The organism is Acinetobacter sp. 228, assembly GCF_048147885.1.
Genome location: NZ_JAYWYV010000002.1, coordinates 271,088 through 291,998, shown reverse-complemented (window position 1 = coordinate 291,998; position 20,911 = coordinate 271,088). Strand labels below are relative to the sequence as shown.

At 43.3% G+C, this 20,911-nt stretch carries 16 protein-coding genes; 8 read left to right on the top strand and 8 right to left on the bottom strand.

Annotated features, from left to right (window positions below):
• Positions 1–78 precede the first annotated feature (78 nt).
• The gene (locus tag VXQ92_RS02730; protein ID WP_064096836.1) at positions 79–1,332 is read right to left on the bottom strand and encodes a mechanosensitive ion channel family protein; all 1,254 of its coding nucleotides are present in this window, start codon (positions 1,330–1,332) and stop codon (positions 79–81) included.
• A 523-nt stretch (positions 1,333–1,855) separates the two neighbouring features.
• On the opposite strand from VXQ92_RS02730, the gene VXQ92_RS02725 reads away from it, so the two are divergent.
• Positions 1,856–3,649, top strand: coding sequence for an NAD-dependent malic enzyme (locus VXQ92_RS02725; RefSeq protein WP_064102925.1), 1,794 nt, complete (start codon positions 1,856–1,858; stop codon positions 3,647–3,649).
• A 196-nt stretch (positions 3,650–3,845) separates the two neighbouring features.
• Here VXQ92_RS02725 and VXQ92_RS02720 read toward each other — a convergent pair whose 3' ends face one another.
• From VXQ92_RS02720 to VXQ92_RS02700, 5 genes are all read right to left on the bottom strand, one after another.
• Positions 3,846–4,382: a DUF2058 domain-containing protein gene (locus tag VXQ92_RS02720; RefSeq protein ID WP_416680303.1), complete on the bottom strand. Its 537-nt coding sequence runs from the start codon at positions 4,380–4,382 to the stop codon at positions 3,846–3,848.
• A gap of 12 nt (positions 4,383–4,394) precedes the next feature.
• Positions 4,395–5,072 (bottom strand): YoaK family protein, encoded by a 678-nt coding sequence (locus tag VXQ92_RS02715; protein ID WP_064102923.1) that lies wholly within the window; start codon positions 5,070–5,072, stop codon positions 4,395–4,397.
• Positions 5,073–5,114: 42 nt separating this feature from the next.
• Positions 5,115–6,311 (bottom strand): serine/threonine transporter SstT, encoded by a 1,197-nt coding sequence (gene sstT / locus VXQ92_RS02710; RefSeq protein WP_064096686.1) that lies wholly within the window; start codon positions 6,309–6,311, stop codon positions 5,115–5,117.
• A 328-nt stretch (positions 6,312–6,639) separates the two neighbouring features.
• Positions 6,640–8,388, bottom strand: a complete 1,749-nt coding sequence (locus VXQ92_RS02705; RefSeq protein WP_064096687.1) for a SulP family inorganic anion transporter — start codon at positions 8,386–8,388, stop codon at positions 6,640–6,642.
• A 183-nt stretch (positions 8,389–8,571) separates the two neighbouring features.
• On the bottom strand, positions 8,572–8,889 hold the full coding sequence (locus VXQ92_RS02700; RefSeq protein ID WP_064096688.1) for an ArsR/SmtB family transcription factor: 318 nt from the start codon (positions 8,887–8,889) through the stop codon (positions 8,572–8,574).
• A 281-nt stretch (positions 8,890–9,170) separates the two neighbouring features.
• Here VXQ92_RS02700 and cysK point away from each other — a divergent pair, with 281 nt between their 5' ends.
• The 4 genes from cysK to VXQ92_RS02680 all read left to right on the top strand — a co-directional run bounded on the left by cysK (position 9,171) and on the right by VXQ92_RS02680 (position 13,698).
• The gene (cysK, locus tag VXQ92_RS02695) at positions 9,171–10,169 is read left to right on the top strand and encodes a cysteine synthase A (RefSeq protein WP_064096689.1); all 999 of its coding nucleotides are present in this window, start codon (positions 9,171–9,173) and stop codon (positions 10,167–10,169) included.
• 184 nt (positions 10,170–10,353) lie between these two features.
• On the top strand, positions 10,354–13,047 hold the full coding sequence (locus tag VXQ92_RS02690) for a heavy metal translocating P-type ATPase (RefSeq protein WP_416680300.1): 2,694 nt from the start codon (positions 10,354–10,356) through the stop codon (positions 13,045–13,047).
• Positions 13,047–13,454, top strand: a complete 408-nt coding sequence (gene cueR, locus VXQ92_RS02685; RefSeq protein WP_416680299.1) for a Cu(I)-responsive transcriptional regulator — start codon at positions 13,047–13,049, stop codon at positions 13,452–13,454. The genes VXQ92_RS02690 and cueR overlap by 1 nt, the downstream gene beginning before the upstream one ends.
• Before the next feature lie 49 nt (positions 13,455–13,503).
• Positions 13,504–13,698, top strand: a complete 195-nt coding sequence (locus VXQ92_RS02680; protein ID WP_144724668.1) for a heavy-metal-associated domain-containing protein — start codon at positions 13,504–13,506, stop codon at positions 13,696–13,698.
• 95 nt (positions 13,699–13,793) lie between these two features.
• On the opposite strand, the gene VXQ92_RS02675 is transcribed toward VXQ92_RS02680, so the two are convergent.
• On the bottom strand, positions 13,794–14,399 hold the full coding sequence (locus VXQ92_RS02675) for a TetR/AcrR family transcriptional regulator (protein WP_064096693.1): 606 nt from the start codon (positions 14,397–14,399) through the stop codon (positions 13,794–13,796).
• Between the two features lie 498 nt (positions 14,400–14,897).
• Here VXQ92_RS02675 and VXQ92_RS02670 point away from each other — a divergent pair, with 498 nt between their 5' ends.
• The 3 genes from VXQ92_RS02670 to VXQ92_RS02660 all read left to right on the top strand — a co-directional run bounded on the left by VXQ92_RS02670 (position 14,898) and on the right by VXQ92_RS02660 (position 19,554).
• Positions 14,898–16,679 carry an acyl-CoA dehydrogenase C-terminal domain-containing protein gene (locus VXQ92_RS02670; RefSeq protein WP_416680298.1) on the top strand — a complete coding sequence of 594 codons (1,782 nt, stop codon included), beginning with the start codon at positions 14,898–14,900 and terminating at the stop codon, positions 16,677–16,679.
• A gap of 83 nt (positions 16,680–16,762) precedes the next feature.
• On the top strand, positions 16,763–17,932 hold the full coding sequence (locus tag VXQ92_RS02665; protein WP_416680297.1) for a thiolase family protein: 1,170 nt from the start codon (positions 16,763–16,765) through the stop codon (positions 17,930–17,932).
• A 125-nt stretch (positions 17,933–18,057) separates the two neighbouring features.
• Positions 18,058–19,554 (top strand): succinate CoA transferase, encoded by a 1,497-nt coding sequence (locus tag VXQ92_RS02660; protein ID WP_416680296.1) that lies wholly within the window; start codon positions 18,058–18,060, stop codon positions 19,552–19,554.
• 106 nt (positions 19,555–19,660) lie between these two features.
• Here the strand turns inward: VXQ92_RS02660 and VXQ92_RS02655 are convergent, their stop codons facing one another.
• A complete protein-coding gene (locus tag VXQ92_RS02655; protein ID WP_312209466.1) occupies positions 19,661–20,728 on the bottom strand; it encodes a zinc-binding metallopeptidase family protein in 1,068 nt (355 codons plus the stop codon).
• Between the last annotated feature and the right edge of the window lie 183 nt (positions 20,729–20,911).

Here is a 20,911-nt window from a genome sequence, read left to right as displayed (position 1 = left end):
ATTTTTTATCAAAACAGAATAGTTAAAAGCCTGAAATAGGACAGTATTTCAGGCTTAAAAAATTGTCGGAACTTATAATTAACTAATAATGGAAGAAGGTTGACTAAATGCTTCTTTTAAATCAAGACCTGAAGGGGCTTGGTACACTTTTAAACCAAATTCAGGAATAATCGCCAATAGATGATCAAAAATATCAGACTGGATATTTTCATATTCGGCCCAAACCGTGGTATTGGTAAAGGCATATATTTCTAGTGGTAGACCTTCACTGGTCGGTTGTAACTGACGCACCATCAGGGAGTGATTTTTGCTAATTCCCGGATGCTGTTGCAGATAGAACTCTACATAGGCACGGAAGGTACCAAGATTGGTGAGACGGCGCTGATTGTACTGTGAATGATGGCTCAGTTGCAGGTTAAATTGTTCCAGCTCTTCTGATTTGGTATTTAGGTACTGATCCAGCAGAATAAAATTTTTCAGCTTGTTTTGTTCTTCAGCCGACATAAAATGTACGCTGTTTTGATCAATGTGAATCGAGCGTTTGATCCGCCGTGCCCCAGCTTCCTGCATGCCACGCCAGTTTTTAAAGGTATCCGTAACCAGTTTGTTGGTTGGAATCGTGGTCACTGTTTTATCGAAGTTCTGTACCGTAATGGTATGTAATGACATATCAATGACATCGCCGTCTGCGTTCAGCGAAGGCATTTCAATCCAGTCACCAATCCGTACCATGTCATAAGATGAAATCTGTACTGAAGCCACCAGTGACAAAATGGTATTCTGGAACACCAGCATCAGTACCGCGGCCATGGCACCAAATCCGGCCAGCAAGGTAAAGACATCTTTTTTCAGGAAAGTTCCCAGAATCATCAGACCACAAACGATGAAGATAATCAGTTTGACCAGCTGTAAATAACCCTTGATTGGCTTGTTACGCGACTTAGGATTGCGTTGATAAATCAGGTTGAAAATATTTAGCAGTTCACCAATTGCCAGAGCAATGGTCAGGAAGATGAAGGCTTGTGCACCCATCTGGATGAAGGTCTCAACCTTGTCAGATAAATGCGGAACGGTGGTAATCCCGTTCATAATTACAATTGCGGGCACGATATTGGCAATGCGACGAATCACGCTATGCTCGGCAATGATTTCATTATGTGCAAAAGGCATTTTGGAAATCATTTTACGAATTCCACGTACCACAACCTGTTTGGCAAATAGATTGGCAAGAATGGCCAGTAAAATCACAATACTGAGTGAAGACAGCATTTCCAGCCATGGATACTGATCTGCCCAGACCTGTATATTCTCGATCACCTTAAACTGTTCCAAGTTATCTTTTCTCATTCAATTAAAAAATAGTTATAGAGTTTATAGCTTTAGCATGAATTTTTTAATTTTAAATAAACTTTTAATACATTTCCTCATATGCTGTTTACTATCAAACGGTTAAAAAGGCCTGAAAATACAGCTCTAGCTTGGTTTCAAGTTTCATATTCAATAGATTTGCTACTGAATATTTTTTATGAGAAATAAGTTTTATTTTTCAATATATAATATTTGAAGTTACAAAATATAGATTTTTACTTTTATTAATAACTAATATCATTTAATACAAGAAGAATTAAATTGAAATCAATTTTTTAATTATCTCATTTAATATTAATGCCTAAAGGTAGAATAATTATTAACACAGAATTTAAAAAAATAATGATTTCAAAAAAACTCGCAGTGCATAAAGAAAATATGCGAATAATATTTTAACAAGTGTTGATTCTAAAAAGATGCTCGGCTGAGCTGATATTTAATCCAGATACTTTCTCAACATCCTATAATTATTTTAAAAGGTATGAATATGTATACTCGTCAAGCTAAAGTGGTTGTTGAAAATAACCAGCGTAAATTTAAAACTACTGCACGTGGCTATGAAGTTTTGCGTGATCCTGCCTTAAATAAAGGGACTTCATTTAGCATAGAAGAAAGAAAAGCTTTGGATTTAACCGGGATTTTACCACCCGTGGTAACGACTGATATGGAACTGCAATTAAATCGCGCCTATCAGGCTTACCAGGCCTGTAACAGTGATTTGGATAAGCATATTTATATGTGGCGTCTGCATGATAATAATGTGACATTGTTTTATGCATTATTACAGCGTCATATGCTGGAAATGTTGCCTGTGGTTTATGACCCGATTGTGGGGGAGGCAATTGAAAATTATAGTGAAATCATGACACGTCCACGTGGTATTTTCTTGAGTATTAATGAACCTGAAAGTATTGAAGAAAAGCTTCGATCCTATGGTGCTGAATCTGGGGATATTGATCTGATAGTCGCTTCCGATGCTGAGGAAATTCTGGGAATTGGAGACTGGGGTTCAAACGGGGTAGATATTTCCATCGGTAAGCTGGCGGTTTATACCGCAGCTGCGGGAATAGATCCACACCGGGTTATCCCTGTTATTCTGGATGTAGGCACCAATAATGAAAAATTATTAAATGATCCGTCTTATGTCGGGAACCGGCATGAACGTATTCAGGGCAAAGTTTATGATGATTTTATAGATGCCTATATAAAAGCTGCAAGAAAGTTATTTCCACAAGCTGTTTTGCATTGGGAGGATTTTGGTTCGACCAATGCCCGGCGGATTTTAGACCGTTACCGAGAAACCCTTCCAACCTTTAACGACGATATTCAGGGCACAGGTGCTATTGTGATGTCTGGCCTGTTAAATGCAGTTAAATTAAGTCAAACACCGTGGACTGAACAGCGGGTAGTGATCTTTGGTGCAGGCACAGCAGGCTGTGGTATTGCAGATCAAATCTGTGCTCAAATGATTCGTAGCGGCCTGACAAAAGAACAAGCCATTTCCCGAATCTGGTTAGTCGATTTGCCCGGCTTATTAACTGAAGATATGAATGATGGTCTTCTATATTTCCAAAAAACCTATGTGCGTAAAAATGCTGAAGTTGCTGGTTTTAATCGGGTAGTTAATCATACTGCGATAGAGGCAAGAACACGTTGGCCCCATATGGCAGCATTACAAGCAAAAGCTAATCAAAATAAAGGGATTATTGATCTTGCAGAAACTGTTGCACAAGTAAGACCCACTATTTTAATAGGAACGTCTACCACACCGGGTCAATTTACAGAACAGATTGTAAAAAATATGGTCAATCATGTTGAACGTCCCATCATCTTCCCATTGTCCAATCCGACATTACTACATGAAGCAACACCGCAACAGCTGATTGAGTGGACGAATGGGAAAGTATTTGTGGCAACCGGAGCACCATTTGATGATGTGATTTATCACAATGTGCGTTATAAAATTGGCCAGGCCAATAATGCGGCACTTTATCCAGGTTTGGGTTTTGGTGCAATTGTTGCCAAAGCTCAAAAAATCACGGATGAAATGATCTTTGCCGCCGCCCAGGCCGTGGCCAGTCAGGCAAATTTAGGTTCTGAAGGTGCCTCGTTATTACCGTCAAATGCCGATCTGAGAGTAACTTCCAGCGTTGTGGCTTTAGAAGTGCTTCGTACTGCACGGGACCAAGGAATTTCTGAGCTTAAAACAGAAGAGTCTGATGTTGAGGTGATTCGTCAGGCTGCTTGGTGGCCCGTATATGTACCTGTAGAAGCCATCTAGTTTCAGCTTAAAAATGAGGATGCAGATGAGACGTAAGCTGCATCTTTTATTCTGAAAAAAAATTTAATTTCGTTACAACGGGGATGGTGTTGCAAATTTGAGTCAAGGTCTATTTTGAATCATTCCAATTGAAGGCTTTAGATTAGAGATTAAAAAAACCGGCCTGAGCCGGTTTTTTTATTAGATAAGAATAGGCTTACCACATCAAATCATCTGGAATGACATAATCTGCATACGGATCTTCTTCATCAGTCGTTTCTTCATTTTTCTCTGAATTATTCACGATGATAAAGCCTTGCATTTTGGCATTGATACGATCCGCCAGCGCTTTAGGCAGGAAAGCATAGCTTTCATTTTCGCGGGCGATCACCAGGCTTCCTGCGACCAGGGCATTATAAATCTGCTGATTCAGATAGACTTTCTTGATTTTAGAATCATCAATAAACTGATAGGCAATTTCACCGTCAGTGTCACGAATTTTATGCTGATTGATCATTTGGATAATGGCAGCTTTGAGTTCTTTTTCCTGTAGCGCTGCTTTTTTCTCTCGTTCAATCGCCTGATCTTTTGCCAGCTTTTCCTGTTTGGTCTGTTCAATTTTAGCCTTGATTTCAGCATCACTGCTATCGCCAGTGCGCTTTTCGTGAACGGCCTGTTTTGACAGTTTTTTTGCTTTCTTATTATCGACCAGACCTGCCTTTAACAATTGTGCCTGTAATGCGTTTTTAACCATAAGAATGTCCAGTTATGAGTCGAATTGATGTCGATAACGTATATAAATCACCCAGTAGGTGAGGCTGAGGGTCAGACTCAACACGACCGGGATCAGGAATGAGTTTAATTTTAAATAAGGGTAAACCCAGCTGGCAAGAAGACCACCACCGAAAAAACCGAGTAAAATCAGAACATGTAAAATCACCCGGCGTGGTTCCACATCCAATCCGCGTATACGGTAGCCTAAGGCCAGACCAAGATCGGTCAGTACGCCAGATAAATGCGTGGTGCGAATAATTGCGCCCTTATAATGGCTGACCATGGCATTTTGTACGCCCATTGCTGTACAGGCCCAGAGCAGGCCATAGCGAGGAAAATAAGGGAGCAATATCCAGCTTAGCAGAATAAACAAAGCCACCAGGCTGAGCGGATAGCCATAAAGACGTCCTAACTGAAAGTGACTGTTACCCAGAATAAGACCGCTATACATTGAGCCAATGACATAACATAGCGTTACCAGAAACAGATACACGATATGCTGCGGTTCCCAATTCACCAGCGCCATGGCCAGCATACTGATATTACCGGTCATATGGGAAACGGATTGGTGCAGGACGGTAATCAGACCGAGTACATTAATCATGCCGGCATTCACGGCAAGAAAAAATGCACCCAGATGAATCCAGATGGGTAAACGCTGTAATGGCATAACAACATCAATGGCTAAACATATTGTTTAATTAATATAAAATCAATTTGATGCGCGGTCTACTGCTGTCGTGAACAAAACGTCAGTCGATGAATTTAGCGCGGTTTCAGTAGAATCCTGTAATACACTGATTACCATACCAATTGCAACAACTTGCATGGCAATGTCTGAAGAAATACCAAACAGGCCACATGCGACCGGAATCAATAGCAATGAACCACCGGCAACACCAGAAGCCCCGCATGCCGAGATTGCAGCCACCACCGAAAGAATCAGCATGGTGGTAAAATCGACATTAATTCCCAAAGTATTCACGGCAGCCAATGACAATACGGTAATAGTGACAGAAGCACCAGCCATGTTGATTGCAGCACCGAGAGGTATTGCAATACTTGCAGTCGATTCTTTGACACCTAAACGTTTTGCCAGATCCAGGTTTACTGGAATATTGGCTGCCGAACTACGGGTAAAGAAAGCAGTAATACCACTTTCTCGCAAACAAGTGAACACCAGTGGATATGGGTTATTACGCGTGATTAAGGCAACCAGAAGCGGATTAATGACCAGAGCCACAAAGACCATGGTTCCGAGCAACACGGCAAGTAAATGCACGTAACTGGTCAGCGTTTCGAGGCCAGACTCAGCAAAAGTCACTGCAACCAGACCAAAAATACCTACAGGCGCAAAACTGATAACAAGACGAATGACATAATTCACCGCAAAGGCTGCATCATTCAAAAGTGTCTTGGTTGTATCTGATGCATGACGGAAAGCAATACCTAAGGCTACTGACCAAGCCAGGATACCAATAAAGTTAGCTTCAGCAATGGCAACCACCGGATTAGCGACAAAACTGAGCAGCAAATTTTTCAGAATTTCTACCAGACTGCCAGGTGGCTGCAAGTCAGTTTGTGTAGCGATATCCAGGAACAGTGTACTTGGGAATAAAATACTCGCAACCACAGCGCTGAGTGCAGCAAGGAACATACCAACCGCATACATTATCATAATCGGCCTGATAGCAGAGTTAGACTGACCCACCTTAAAATTCGCGATAGAAGCTAACACTAAAATGAAAACCAGAATCGGTGCAACAGATTTCAAGGCTTTAATAAACAGGTCGCCCAGTAGGCTTAATGAGGGAGCAACTTCGGGAAATACCACAGCCACAGCCACGCCTAAAATAATGGCGATGATGATTCGAGAGACTAAGCTCATGCGCGTAAGGGCAGAAAACATAAGGTTGCCTTGTGAAAATTACGAGGGCGAAATGGGGAAAAAAGTCGTGCTATTTTATACTTAAATTAAACAGGGCTTCGACTATATTTTCATATTAAAGTCAAACTATTGATATTATTAATATATTCTAAAGTTAACTGGTTTTAGATATTGTTTTTTTTGAAGAAAAAATCTGCACATGATGGATAAATCATCTCGGAGAAAATTTTATAGATGAAATAAATATCAATTTCAGACCAAGAAATTCAAATTATATTTGAAAATTCATAAAAGACATGAACTCATGTCCGCTTTATATAGCCGGGCATGAGTGAAAGTCTAAGTGATCCTAAATTGTATAATCTTTATGCTGCTCAAAGATCTCTGGCGCCAGATCTCGAATCGCCTGAAAATGTGTCAGATAAATCCGGCCACTCAGATGCTTCATCAATCTGGACGCCTGCAGTTTATCCATCACCGGGCCTTTGACTTCTGCGAAATGCAGGTGAATATCCAGTTTGGCCAATTCAGCATTTAAATCTTCCAGCATTTCCAGAGCACTCAGATCAATGGCACTGATACTGGAACAGTTTAAAATCACGTGTTGTAGCTTGTCATTCAGGCTGATCTCATTGATCAGATAACCTTTGAAGTTATTGGCATTCAGAAACGATAGATTTTCATCAATCCGCAGTGACAGTACCCGATCTGAGGTAATGACCTGATGGCGCTGAATATTGCGAAAATGCTGGGTTCCTTCAACTAGACCCACGACTGCAATATGCGGCCGGCTGATGCGCCATAACATCAGCACAAAAGTTGATACAATTCCAATCAGCAAACCAGTAGAAATGTCAATCAGCACCACGCCCAGAAAAGTAATCCACATGGCAAGACCATCTGCTTTGGAATAACGCCAGGCATCAACGAATGGCTGAAAGTTAACCAGTTTCCAGATTGATACAATAATTGTGGCGGCCAGAATCGTCAGGGGCAGATCTTCAAAAAATCCGGTAAAGAACAGGCTGACAAAAATAATCAGAATTGAAGATAAAACACCAGCCATAGGGGATTTGGCACCGGCATCAGCATTCACCACAGTCCGTGACAGGCTGCCCGTTACCGGAAAGGCTGAGCTTACGCCTGCACTGATATTGGCCAGGCCGAGCGCGATCAGTTCCTGATTACTATCTAGATGGCTGCGCTGCTGCAATGCAGTGGCTTGCGCAATCGAAAGTGATTCTACAAAGCTGATCATGGCGATCATGCTGGCACCAGGCAACAAGGTCATGACCAGTTCCCAGTTCCAGTGTGGAAAGGATAAAGGTGGAAAACCGGATGGAATTGCACCGACAGTTTTAATGCCATAAATCTTTAAATCCAGAAATACAATTGCAGCAATGCCGAGACACACCAGAATCAGGGGTACCGCCCGGACCAGAAAATCTGTAGGACCAATCCGGCTTTGTACAGCCTGAGATTTTAATAACTTGGGCAGATAGATCAGCAGACTGATAGACAGCAGGCCGAAAATCAGGCTAGGAAGGTGCAATAGCGGGAAGTATTGCAACAAGCTACTGACAAACTCCGGAATATTATTGGCTTTTAAGGGGAGGTCAACCAAAAACTTTAACTGGCCAAAAGCAATGAGCAATGCTGATGCAATGATGAAACTTTGAATCACGGGATGACTGATTAGCTGGATCAGAAAACCAAAACGGAATACGCCTAAAAGCAGGGAGATAATGCCAACCATCAGTGCCAATAACATTGCAGCTTCGATATAGACCGGGGAACCCACTTCAAACAAGGGATTAAGCGTGGCGAAGGTCATCATGGAAATGATAGCCACCGGGCCGATTGACAAAGTCGAACTACCACCGAGCAAAGCATAAATGATCATCGGCAGAATGCTGGCATACAAACCCATGATCGGTGGCAAGCCTGCAAGCATGGCATAGGCCATCCCTTGGGGCACCAGCATCGCCACTACAATCAGGGCAGCCAGTACATCGGATTTAAATTTGACTGGCGTATAGTGGCTTAACCAGGCCCAGGCAGGGAGTTTATGCAGAATTTTAGACTTGGAATTTGGCATAAAAAGGTCTAAATCACAAATATAGATATATTATGCACAAATTCTGCTAAGAAGTCTTAGCTGTTCTAAATATGTGATGATTCATATTTAGAATCATCGGAACAAGTCACATTGCATCTAAAAATCTGGAATTCTGATTTTTATAATGTAAAACACCCTTAATGTCTAAAATTTAAATAACCATTAATTTACCTTATTGCTGCAATATAATTGGTAAAGTGTATTTAAGACGACAATCAAATTTTGGTCTTTAATTGAATAATAAATCTGTTTGCCATTACGCCGGGTATGGACTACATCACTTTTACGCAGCATCATCAGCTGCTGGGAGAGCGTAGGCTGTTTGATTTCAGTCATTTGCTCGATTTCTGAAACATTCAGTTCCGCTTGTGACAGATGGCATAAAATGAGAAGACGGTCAGTATTGGCCAGAGATTTTAAAATGCCGACGACCTGTTCTGCTGAATTGCGCATGGTCGTGATTTCAAAATCGGTTTTCATTCAATATATCCATTATAAAGTTACAGCCAGTCAATTATACGGGGCTGGGTCCTTAATACATTGCTAAAAACAGTTAAGTTTTATGGTTTTTAATGAATTGAATTATCAATTAAAATTATATTTTAAATATTGATAGATAAGATAAATTTATTGCAGCATGTGAGAAGCATTTTAGTTCTCATTCGTGCAATGAAGTGCAAGTTTCATCAAACATCTACAAAGCACAAAAATGCTTGTATGATGTTTAAATGACTTGAACCAATAACATCAGGGATATCATCATGAGTACAGATTCAGCTTTTCCAGTACCGAGTAATCTAGGTATAGCGGTTTATAGTAATAATGCAGAGGCGATTGGAAATACACCACTTGTTCGCATTAATCGTGTGATTTCAGGTCCAGCCAATGTACTTGCAAAAATTGAGAGCCGTAATCCTGCATTTTCAGTAAAGTGTCGTGTGGGTGCAGCACTAGTTGCTGATGCAGAAAAGTCAGGCAAACTCAAGCCGGGGATGCATATTGTGGAGCCAACCAGTGGCAACACTGGGATTGCACTGGCTTTCGTTGCTGCAGCCAAAGGCTATGATATTACTTTGACCATGCCATCGAGCATGAGTATTGAGCGCCGTAAAGTGGTCAAAGCGCTAGGTGCTAATCTGGTACTGACAGATCCGGCTAAAGGCATGAAAGGGGCAGTAGAAGAAGCACAACGTCTAGTCAATGAGAACCCTGAACTGTACTACCTGCCACAGCAGTTTGAAAACCCGGCCAATCCAAAAATTCACGAAGAAACCACAGGACCAGAAATCTGGGAAGCAACCGGTGGTAATGTGGACATTCTAGTTGCTGGTGTAGGCACCGGCGGTACCATTACCGGGGTTTCACGTTATTTTGAAAAAGTGAAAAACAAGCCTTTATATTCAGTGGCGGTGGAACCTGCTGAATCTGCAATTATTGGTCAGGCGAAGCGTGGTGAAACCCTAACCCCTGGACCACACAAAATTCAGGGTATCGGCGCCAACTTCATTCCAGGTAATCTGGAGCTGGACCTGGTCGATGAAGTGATTGCCATTAATAGCGCAGAAGCAGTTGAATGGGCACGTAAAACTGCCGCTCAAGAAGGTATCCTTGTGGGAATTTCATGTGGTGCAGCGATGGCAGCAGCGGCCCAGGTGGCTGCTCGTCCTGAAAATGCCGGCAAGAATATTGTGGTGATTTTGCCAGACGGCGGTGAACGCTACCTGTCTTCAATCCTGTTTGAAGATATTTCGGCTGACTAGAGTCCGGTACATTTTAGATCAAAAGTATCGCCATAAAAGCCCGACGTTATGTTCGGGCTTTTTATTGAGCTACATGCCTTCATATAAGGAGAAATAAAGAATTTATCCCAAAACCTTGACCTTACCATAATGGTAATGTTTAAGCTATGGGATAGGTAGTGAATGGGCGAATGGAGAACACGGAATGAATATATCAGCGACTCCCCGGTTGCATGAACAACAGGTGCAGATTAGCGGTATGACCTGTGCCTCCTGTGTAGCTCGGGTGGAAAAAGCCTTAAAAAAAATTGAAGGCGTGGTCGAGGCATCTGTCAACCTGTCGACTGAAAAAGCTTTTATTAAAAGCCAGCAGCCGATTGCTGCCGCTGCGCTGGTTCAAGCAATTGAAAAATCCGGTTTCGATGTGCCGACGCAACAGTTTGATTTGAATATTGAAGGCATGACCTGTGCATCCTGTGTGGCTCGCGTAGAAAAAGCACTCAAAAAAGTGGAAGGCGTTCTGGATGCACAAGTGAATCTGGCCACTGAAAAGGCGCATGTGAGTGCGATCAATTCTGTGCCATTGTTTAAACTAACTCAGGCAGTGCAAAAAGCTGGGTTTGATCTTCAGACTGACCGGATTGAACTTGCCATAGAAGGCATGACTTGTGCTTCATGTGTAGCACGAGTCGAAAAAGCTTTATTGAAAGTAGAAGGTGTCAGCGAAGCACAGGTTAATCTGGCCACCGAAACTGCCTGGGTGAAAGCCTCACATTCTCAGATTCCGGCATTGATTGCTGCTGTGGAGAAAGCTGGTTATCAAGCCACACTAAAATCCGGTACCGATCTCTCAGCAGAGAATCATGTGGCTTTTCAGGAAAAGAAAGCCAATGAAACTGCACAGCTGAAACGCGATTTATGGTTGGCACTTGTTCTGGCAATTCCCGTATTTATTCTGGAAATGGGTTCACATCTGATCCCAGCTTTTCATCACTGGATTACCCATATACTGGGAACACAAAACAGCTGGTACATCCAGTTTGTATTGACCACCCTGGTACTGCTGATTCCAGGACGACGTTTTTATCAGCATGGTATTCCGGCATTATTACGTTTGGCACCAGATATGAATTCTCTGGTCGCAGTCGGAACTATTGCAGCTTATGGATTTTCCTGTATTGCGACCTTTTTTCCGCAGCTATTACCGCAGTCGACCGTGCATGTGTATTTCGAAGCGGCTGCCGTCATTGTTACGCTGATCTTGCTGGGGCGTTATCTGGAGGCCAAAGCCAAAGGGAAAACTTCAGAAGCGATTCAGTATCTGGTCGGTTTGCAGCCGAAAACAGCCCGAGTACAACAAAATAATCACTGGGTTGATCTGGCTATTGCTGATGTGCAACAAGGGATGCTGATTGAAATCCGTCCGGGTGAAAAAGTTGCTGTCGATGGTGAAGTTGTTAGCGGGCAAAGTTATATCGATGAAGCCATGATTAGTGGTGAACCCTTACCTGTGGCCAAACAGGTTGGCGATCAGGTCGTGGGTGGTACAGTAAACCAGAATGGAACCTTGCAAATCAAGGCCACTGCGGTCGGACAGGATTCGGTGCTGGCACAGATTATTCAAATGGTAGAACAGGCGCAAGGCTCAAAATTGCCGATTCAGGCCGTAGTCGATAAAGTAACCTTATGGTTTGTACCTGCGGTCATGGCGCTAGCGGCCTTGACCTTTGTGGTATGGTTCCTGTTTGGGCCTGAGCCGAATCTGACCTACGCATTGGTAAATGCAGTTGCTGTACTGATTATTGCCTGTCCATGTGCGATGGGGCTGGCGACTCCTACCTCGATTATGGTCGGAACTGGACGTGCAGCAGAACTGGGCGTGCTGTTTCGTAAGGGCGAAGCATTGCAGTTGTTGCAACAAACCAAAGTCGTCGCACTGGATAAAACCGGAACCTTAACTGAGGGAAAACCGCTGTTGACCGACTTTGAAGTTACGGCAGATTTTAATCAGCAGGAGGTATTGCAACTCGTCGCTTCAGTGGAGGCTAAATCTGAACATCCAATTGCCCATGCCATTGTTCAGGCTGCCCGTGAGCAAGAACTGGAACTGAGTGAAGTGACCGATTTTGATTCCATCACTGGTGCAGGGGTCAAAGCACAGGTTGCCGGTCAGCAGCTGCATATCGGTGCAGAACGTCTGATGCAGGACTTGGGTCTAAATATTGATCTGTTTAAGTCTGCTGCACAAAAACTCGGTGCTCAGGGCCGCAGTCCATTATATGTGGCAATTGATCAGAAACTGGCTGCGATTATTGCCGTCGCCGATCCGATTAAACCAACTACTTATAGTGCGATTCAGGCCTTGCATGACCAAGGCCTCAAAGTAGCGATGATTACGGGTGATAATCAGCATACCGCGCAGGCGATCGCCAAACAGCTGAAAATCGATCAGGTGATTGCCGAAGTCTTGCCGCATGAAAAAGTCGATGCAGTACGTCAACTCCAGCAGCAATATGGTGTGCTCACTTTTGTTGGAGATGGAATCAATGATGCACCGGCACTGGCCCAGGCCGATGTTGGTATGGCGATTGGTACCGGCACCGATGTCGCGATTGAGGCGGCCGATGTCGTATTGATGTCAGGCAATTTACAGCATGTGGCGACAGGCATCGGCTTGAGTCAGGCCACTATGCGCAATATCAAACAGAATCTGTTTTGGGCCTTTGTCTATAATATTGCCTTAATTCCGATTGCCGCAGGTGTGCTGTATCCGTTTTGGGGTATTCTGTTATCGCCAATGTTTGCCGCAGGCGCAATGGCATTGTCCTCCGTGTTTGTCGTTAGCAATGCCTTGAGATTAAAGGCTTATCAACCGGTGCAGTTTAAGGAGTCAGCGTGATGAATATTGGCCAAGCCGCAAAACGCTCCGGCATTTCTGCGAAAATGATCCGATATTATGAAGAAATTGGCTTGTTGCCCGCTCCGAAACGAAGCGATGCAGGCTATCGGGTTTATACTGATGCGGACATTAAGACCTTAAGTTTTATTCAGCATGCACGTGAACTGGGATTTTCATCGGAGCAGATGAAAGAACTGCTCGGCCTGTGGCTGAACAGCTCACGCCAGAGCAGCGAGGTCAAACAGCTGGCTCAAAAGCATATCCAGTTTTTGCAACAGAAAATTGCCGATATGCAGCATATGCTGATGATATTACAGCAATCGGTGGAGCAATGTGCCGGCAATGAACAGTCCGATTGCCAGATTTTAAAACAGATTGAACAAGGTGTCGGAACTGAGCAGCAATGACATGCGCTGTATTCACATCAATTTTTAAATCGATCCTATGGAGCTAAACATGAAATTCCGTATTGAAAACATGACTTGTGGTGGCTGCGCACGCAGTGTCACTGCCACAATTAAAGATCTGGATGAAAATGCCACAGTAAATATTGACGTAGCCAGCAAACTGGTTGAGGTTGAATCGAGTGTGAGCGAATCCGAGATTGTTGCAGCTTTAACTGAAGATGGTTTTCCACCTGTGGCAGCCTGATGTTGATCAGATGAGATGACATAAAATATTTTTATAGACTCATACTCTTGAATAAAAAAATGCCTGAGTAAATCAGGCATTTTTTATTCAGATCATTATACCGACGAAATTTTATCCGGGGTCATGAGTGCCTGATTAATATACAGCTTGATCAGACGTTCGCGTGAACCAATTGCTTTTTGATAATTGCTTGAATTTAATAACAGTGAGGCACCATAGGTCACAGTCCAGATATAAGATAAATAATCCCGAATCGACATGGCGCTTTCTAAAGCAACCAGATAATCATGAGTGATATCTTTAATCCGGAGAATCCGTTCTTCACGAATACGATAAAGCTCCTGAAATAAATCTTTTAGATTCTTTTCATTATTGGTTAAACGCTCTTCGATGACATGCAACAGAATGGTCCGGTTGGAATTAAGCATGTGATAGAGCATATATTGTGAAACATAATTTTTAATATCATTATTATGCTTTTCTGATATTTCAAGAATTCTTTTTTCATTGAGAATAATTAATTCTAAATATAACTGGTTCTTGCTTTTAAAATGCTTGTAGATGGTTCCTTTGGCAATATCCAGTTCACTGGCGAGTTCACTCAAGGTGATGTCCTGATTATTGTCAAGCAGCAAACTCTCTGCCATGTTCAGGATCTTCTCTTTACGAAGAAGGAAGTTCTGCTGTCTTACAGTCATCATCTTCTTGGTCCATACTTTTTGAAAAACAACCTTCCAAGAATATGCAATTTTGCACGTGATTACTATAAAACTAAGGTCGTGATATTTATCTTATTTTGTATATTTATGCAGCAACTGCTGGCAAATAAAAATAGGCAGGGTGACAAGCTCAAAATATTGTCAAGAAAATTGAACCCTAGAGATCAACTTTGCTAAATAAAATTCCATTTCCAGTATATTTATTTTATTGTTTCAGCGCACCAAGCTAAATCCTTTGACGGTATTAAGCCCGCATTCATCAGGGTTTTGCGCAGAATACAGAGCAATATTAAGCTGACATATTCAGTAGATTATACTGGACAAGAAGATGTGAGTTTCAAAGCAGTTTTATGAGTCACTTTATTATTCACTGTTGAATGAATTTGATATCAGGATTTTGCAATTGTCTGCAGTAAATCTAATCAAAATCAGAAAATACCTGGCAACAGGATTGAGTATCACCATTTTAGGAAGTTGAAAATGCCGATTTATAATGCGCCGCTGAAAGACATGGAATTTATTTTAAATGATGTATTTCAGGCTGAACAATTTTGGCAAGGTAACGAAAATCTTGCACATCTCGATATGGCGACTGCAAATGCGGTTCTGGAAGAAATGGCAAAATTTTCAAAAAATGTCATTCTGGATCTGAATCGTCCTGCAGATGAAGAGGGTGGTGCTCAGTTTAACAATGGGGTGGTGACGACACCCAAAGGTTTTAAAGAAGCGTTCAGACAGTTTGCCGAAGGTGGCTGGGTAGGCTTGGGTGCTCCTGAAGAATGGGGCGGACAAAACATGCCGAAGATGCTCACGGTTCTGGCGGATGAAATGATCTGGAGCACCAATCCATCTTTCATGCTTTACCCGCTATTAACGGTGGGTGCAGGTATGGCCATCAATGACCGTGCATCCCAGGAACAGAAAGAAACCTATTTACCAAAATTCTATACGGGTGAATGGTCGGGCACCATGTGCCTGACTGAACCACATTCCGGCACAGATCTTGGCATTATCAAGACTAAAGCTGAACCGAATGAAGATGGTTCATACAATATTACCGGCACCAAAATTTTTATTACCAGCGGTGAGCATGATCTGAGTGAAAATATCATTCATCTGGTGCTGGCAAAAACTCCGAATGCACCAGCAGGTTCACGTGGTATTTCCCTGTTTATTGTACCGAAATTCCTGGTCAATGCAGATGGATCACTGGGTGCGCGTAATGCAGTATCTGCCGGTTCAATCGAACATAAAATGGGAATTAAAGGCTCGGCGACCTGCGTCATGAACTTTGACGGCGCCAAAGGCTATATGGTTGGCAATGAAAATGAAGGTCTGGCCGGCATGTTCGTGATGATGAACTACGAACGTTTATCTATGGGAATTCAGGGCATTGGTGCAGCAGAATTTGCCTACCAGAATGCGGCACAATATGCGACGGACCGTTTACAGGGCCGTGCATCAACTGGTGCAAAATCTCCAGAAAAACCAGCCGATTCAATTCTGGTGCATGGCGATGTACGTCGTATGCTGCTCAATGTGCGTGCCAACAATGAAGCTTCACGTGCGTTTGCGGTGTATGTAGGTCAACAACTGGATATTACCAAATACTCAACCGATCCTGAAGCCGTGCGTAAAGCGACTGACCGTGTGGCGCTGTTAACGCCAATCGCCAAAGCTTATTTGACCGACAAGGCACTGGATTCTGCACTGGAATCACAAATGTGCTTTGGTGGTCATGGCTATATCCGTGAATGGGGCATGGAACAGTGTATTCGTGACCTGCGTATTTCACAGATTTATGAAGGCACCAATGGCGTGCAGGCAATTGACCTGATTGGCCGTAAAACCACCAAATGTAATGGGGCTTATATCGCAGAATATATTGCTGAAATCCGTGAATTTGCCCAAGGCCTGGATGATGCATTAGCAGTTAAAGCTGCCACCTTGGAAACCTGCCAGCAACTTGAAGACATCACCAGATTTATCGTCGAGCAGTCTAAACTGAACCCTGATTTTGCCAACTCGATTGCTGTCGATTATTTACATGCGGTTGGGCTGCTTAGCTTTGTCTATATGTATGCGCGGATTAGTAAAGCCGCTGCAGCCAAAGACGACAGCTACTTCCAGAATAAACTGGTACTGGCCAATTACTATGTTGCCAAAGTCCTTCCGGATTTAAGTGCACGAATCCAACGTATTCAGGCGGGTGCGGAACTGGTGATGCAGTTGCCTGAAGACTATTTTACCGCACAGGCTTAACCCGCAATGATTGCGAAGGACCAGCCCTACAGCGCTTTGGCTATGTAGGGTTGATAACAATGATGAAAAAGGATGAAACTAAAATGATCGTAATTGTAGATGCAGTACGTACCGCGATGGGCGGTTTTCAAGGTTCACTTTCAAGCTGTACCGCGCCGGATTTGGGTGCTGTGGTGATCAAGGAAGCAGTGGCACGTGCAGGTCTGTCGGTCAATGATATTGATGAAGTGATTATGGGCTGCGTACTGCCAGCCGGCTTAAAGCAGGGCCCGGCACGTCAGGCCATGCGCCAGGCGGGTCTACCTGATTCCACCGGGGCGACCACGATTAATAAAATTTGTGGTTCAGGCATGAAGGCGGTGATGCAGGCAGCAGATGCAATCAAGGCCGGTTCAGCAGAGATTGTGGTTGCAGGTGGTATGGAATCGATGTCAAACGCACCATATTTAATGGACAAGGCACGGGCCGGATTCCGTATGGGGCATGGAAAAGTCATTGACCATATGTTCCAGGAAGGTCTGGAAGATGCGGAAACCGGCCTGTCTATGGGAATCCTTGCTCAGGAAATGGCGGATAAAAAAGGCTATACCCGTGAGCAGCAGGATGACTATGCAATTGGTTCCTTAAATAAAGCCGTGACCGCCGTTCAGCAAGGCTTCTTTAAAGATGAAATCGTACCGGTCACTGTCAGTAGCCGTAAAGGCGATGTCGTGGTAGAACAGGATGAACAGCCTTTAAATGCCAAGGCTGACAAAATTCCAACCTTACGTCCAGCTTTCAAAAAGGATGGAACAATTACTGCGGCAAATGCCAGCTCCATTTCTGATGGTGCTTCGGCACTGGTGATTACCTCGAGTGAAATTGCCGCGCAGCGCAACTTAAAGCCGCTGGCTAATATTGTGGCCTATGCCAGCCATTCGCAGCATCCATCAGAATTCACCATTGCACCAGTGGGCGCGATTGAAAAAGTCTTGCAAAAAACGGGTTGGGATGCTCAGGACGTAGACCTTTGGGAAATTAATGAAGCTTTTGCCATGGTGACCATGTTAGCAATAGATGCTTTTAAACTTGATCCAGCAAAAGTGAACGTTAATGGTGGGGCATGTGCGCTTGGTCATCCCCTAGGTTCTTCCGGTTCCCGAATTATTGTGAGCTTGATTCATGCCTTAAAGCGTACTGGTGGCAAGAAAGGCATTGCAGCACTGTGTATTGGCGGTGGGGAAGCAACAGCGATTGCTGTAGAACTGATTTAAGTCTTTTCATAATTGCATGATCATATGCTCAAAGTAGCAAACTTAAATATTTTTTGAATTAGACCACAATGCTTCTGGTACGCCAGGAGCAGGCGTCTCTTTATTTTTAATTTTTGAGAATTTTTATGAACGGTTTAGAGCGTATTCGTTTGCTCGCATTACAAGATAAAGTAGTACCTGTAGAAAAAGCACTACAATTGATTCAAGACGGTGATGTAATTGGTTTGAGCGGGTTTGGCGGCGCCGGCGAGGTGAAAACTGTGCCTTTGGCATTGGCTGAATATGCCCGGCAGCATCCGATCCGTATTACCTTGGCGACAGGTGCAAGTCTGGGGAACCGGATTGATGGGAAACTGAATGAAGCTAACGTTATAACCCGCCGTTATCCTTATCAGGCTGATCCTTCTTTACGTCAGGCCATCAATAATGGTGAAGTGATGTATATCGATCAGCATCTTTCTGAACTGGCAGACAATATCCGTCATAAAAACCTGCCGGCGATTAATGTAGCTATAATTGCCGCAACGGCCATTACTGAAGATGGCCAGATTATTCCGACCGGTTCTTGTGGAAACTCGGCGAATTTCATCGAAATGGCAGATCGGGTCATTGTTGAAATTGATACAACAGTTAATCCGGTGCTAGAAGGCGTACATGATATTTATTTGCCTAAAACCCGTCCAAACCGTGGTCCGATTCCTTTGACGCAAGCCAGTGACAAGATAGGTACAATCGGAATCCATGTTGCACCTGAAAAAATTGCTGCGATTGTCATTAATGAGATTCCGGATACTTCTTTCGCAATGGATGAGCCGGATGAAGAAACACTGGCGATTGCCAGCCACTTAATTCAATTCTTTGAAAATGAAGTCGCCGCAGGACGATTACCTGAAAATCTGGGGCCGCTGCAGTCCGGAGTAGGTTCCGTGGCAAATGCCGTATTTGCAGGTTTTGAACATTCTAATTTCAACCATCTGGAAATGTATTCTGAAGTCCTGCAAGACTGTACTTTCCAGCTTATCGATTCAGGAAAAATGACCTTTGCTTCTGGTTGTTCCATGACCCTGAGCGATGAATGTGCGGCACGGGTGATGAAGAATTTTGATCAGTACAAAGATAAAATTGTCTTACGCCCGCAAGAACTTTCCAACAACCCTGAGCTGATTCGCCGTCTGGGTATAATTGCAATCAATACCGCACTGGAGTTTGATATTTACGGGAATGTGAATTCAACCCATGTCGCTGGCACCAAGATGATGAATGGTATTGGCGGCTCAGGTGATTTTACCCGTCATGCACATATTGCGATTTTTGTGACTAAATCCTATGCCAAAGGTGGTGCGATTTCGTCTGTGGTTCCACTGGTGAGCCATACAGATCATACTGACCATGACGTGGATATTCTGGTAACAGAGCAAGGTTTGGCCGATCTGCGCGGATTGGCACCACGTGAACGTGCCCGCAAGATTATCGATATTTGTGCTCATCCCGATTATCGCAAAAGTCTGAATGATTACTTTGAGCGCGCCTGTGCACATGGTGGTCAAACACCGCATTTGTTAAATGAAGCTTTGTCCTGGCATGCCCAGTTTGAAGAAACCGGTTCAATGAAAACGGCTTAATTGGTTTAATTATAGTAATTTCAAAACAAAGCCCGTCATTTACTACGGGCTTTGTAATATGAGTGATATGGAACGAGAAATTTAGGTTTACAGGTAATTGGTCAGGCTATTTGAAAACTTTTTCCAGCACATGCCGGTGAATAAATCGTAGCTTGTCTTTAACTGTTTCGTTCAACTTGAACGGGTAGGCATCTTCCAAGCCCATACAACGGTTTAAGGCATTCAGATTAAAAGTCAGGGTAATCCAGTTTTTAAGGATATGTTCAAAGTCCTGCCCACCAATCGGGCATTCTTTAAAATTCATGCTGGCCAGATAACTGCCATTGCCCTCAACACGAAGACCACCATAATAGGCAGTTTCCAGGGTTTCCATCATATGCAGATAATGCGCCCAGGTTTCTGCCCAGTCTTCCCAGGGATGGGCTGTAGCATAAGCACTGATGTACTTTTCCTGCCAGTTGATCGGCGCACCTTTGTTATAATGGCGTTCAAGTGCTTTGCCATAATTTTGCCGTTCATCCCCGAAATAATGGCGGAATTCATCGAGCAGCTCTGGGTGCATATGCTGCATGATGGCAAAATAATAATGTCCGCTTTCATGACGAAAATGACCTAATAGCGTCCGGTAGTTTTCACCCATATTCACGCGTGTGGTTTCCCGATAAACCACATCAGCCTCAATTGCATTTAAGGTAATGATCCCGTTGGCATGACCAATTAAAACAGGTTGGTCTTCCTGAGGCAGCAGGAAATCAAATCGCAGACCAAATGGATCATCCTCTGACTTTTTAGGCCGTGGCATCATGTTCATGCGCTGAGCCAAATACAGGAAACGGCGTTTGGCTTCTTCCAGCCGAAACCAGTAAATCAGGTTCTCTGAATTTTCCAGATCAGGAATGACATGGGTGAGCTGACAGGATTCACAAAACTCCTCGTCCTCATCGCTGGGAATCATCCAGTTACATACTTGATATTGAACGTAATTATGACAGGGTTTATAGCTGGTATGCTGGTAGTTCTTGGCAATTGGCACCCATCGTTCAGCACTCTGTTTTTCGAATGCACACAGATCTTTTTCCGAAGCAACATAACCGATCGGTGACAGACAATGATCACAAACTGATTTGTAAAAAAACAGCTGTTGCTTGCAGACAGCACATTCAAAATGTTTCATTAAACTCCCTGCAGGGAAGCGAACGACCTCAAATGTTTATCTTTGATGAACACCAAGAAAAGTTCAGAATGCCTACCTAAATTTCTTCCTGATAAAGAAATATCATAAAAATTTCATCGAAAATTCTATATGGATGAATTGTAAAGACAGGCTGCCTGATATTAAATGAAGCTTGGTTTTAAT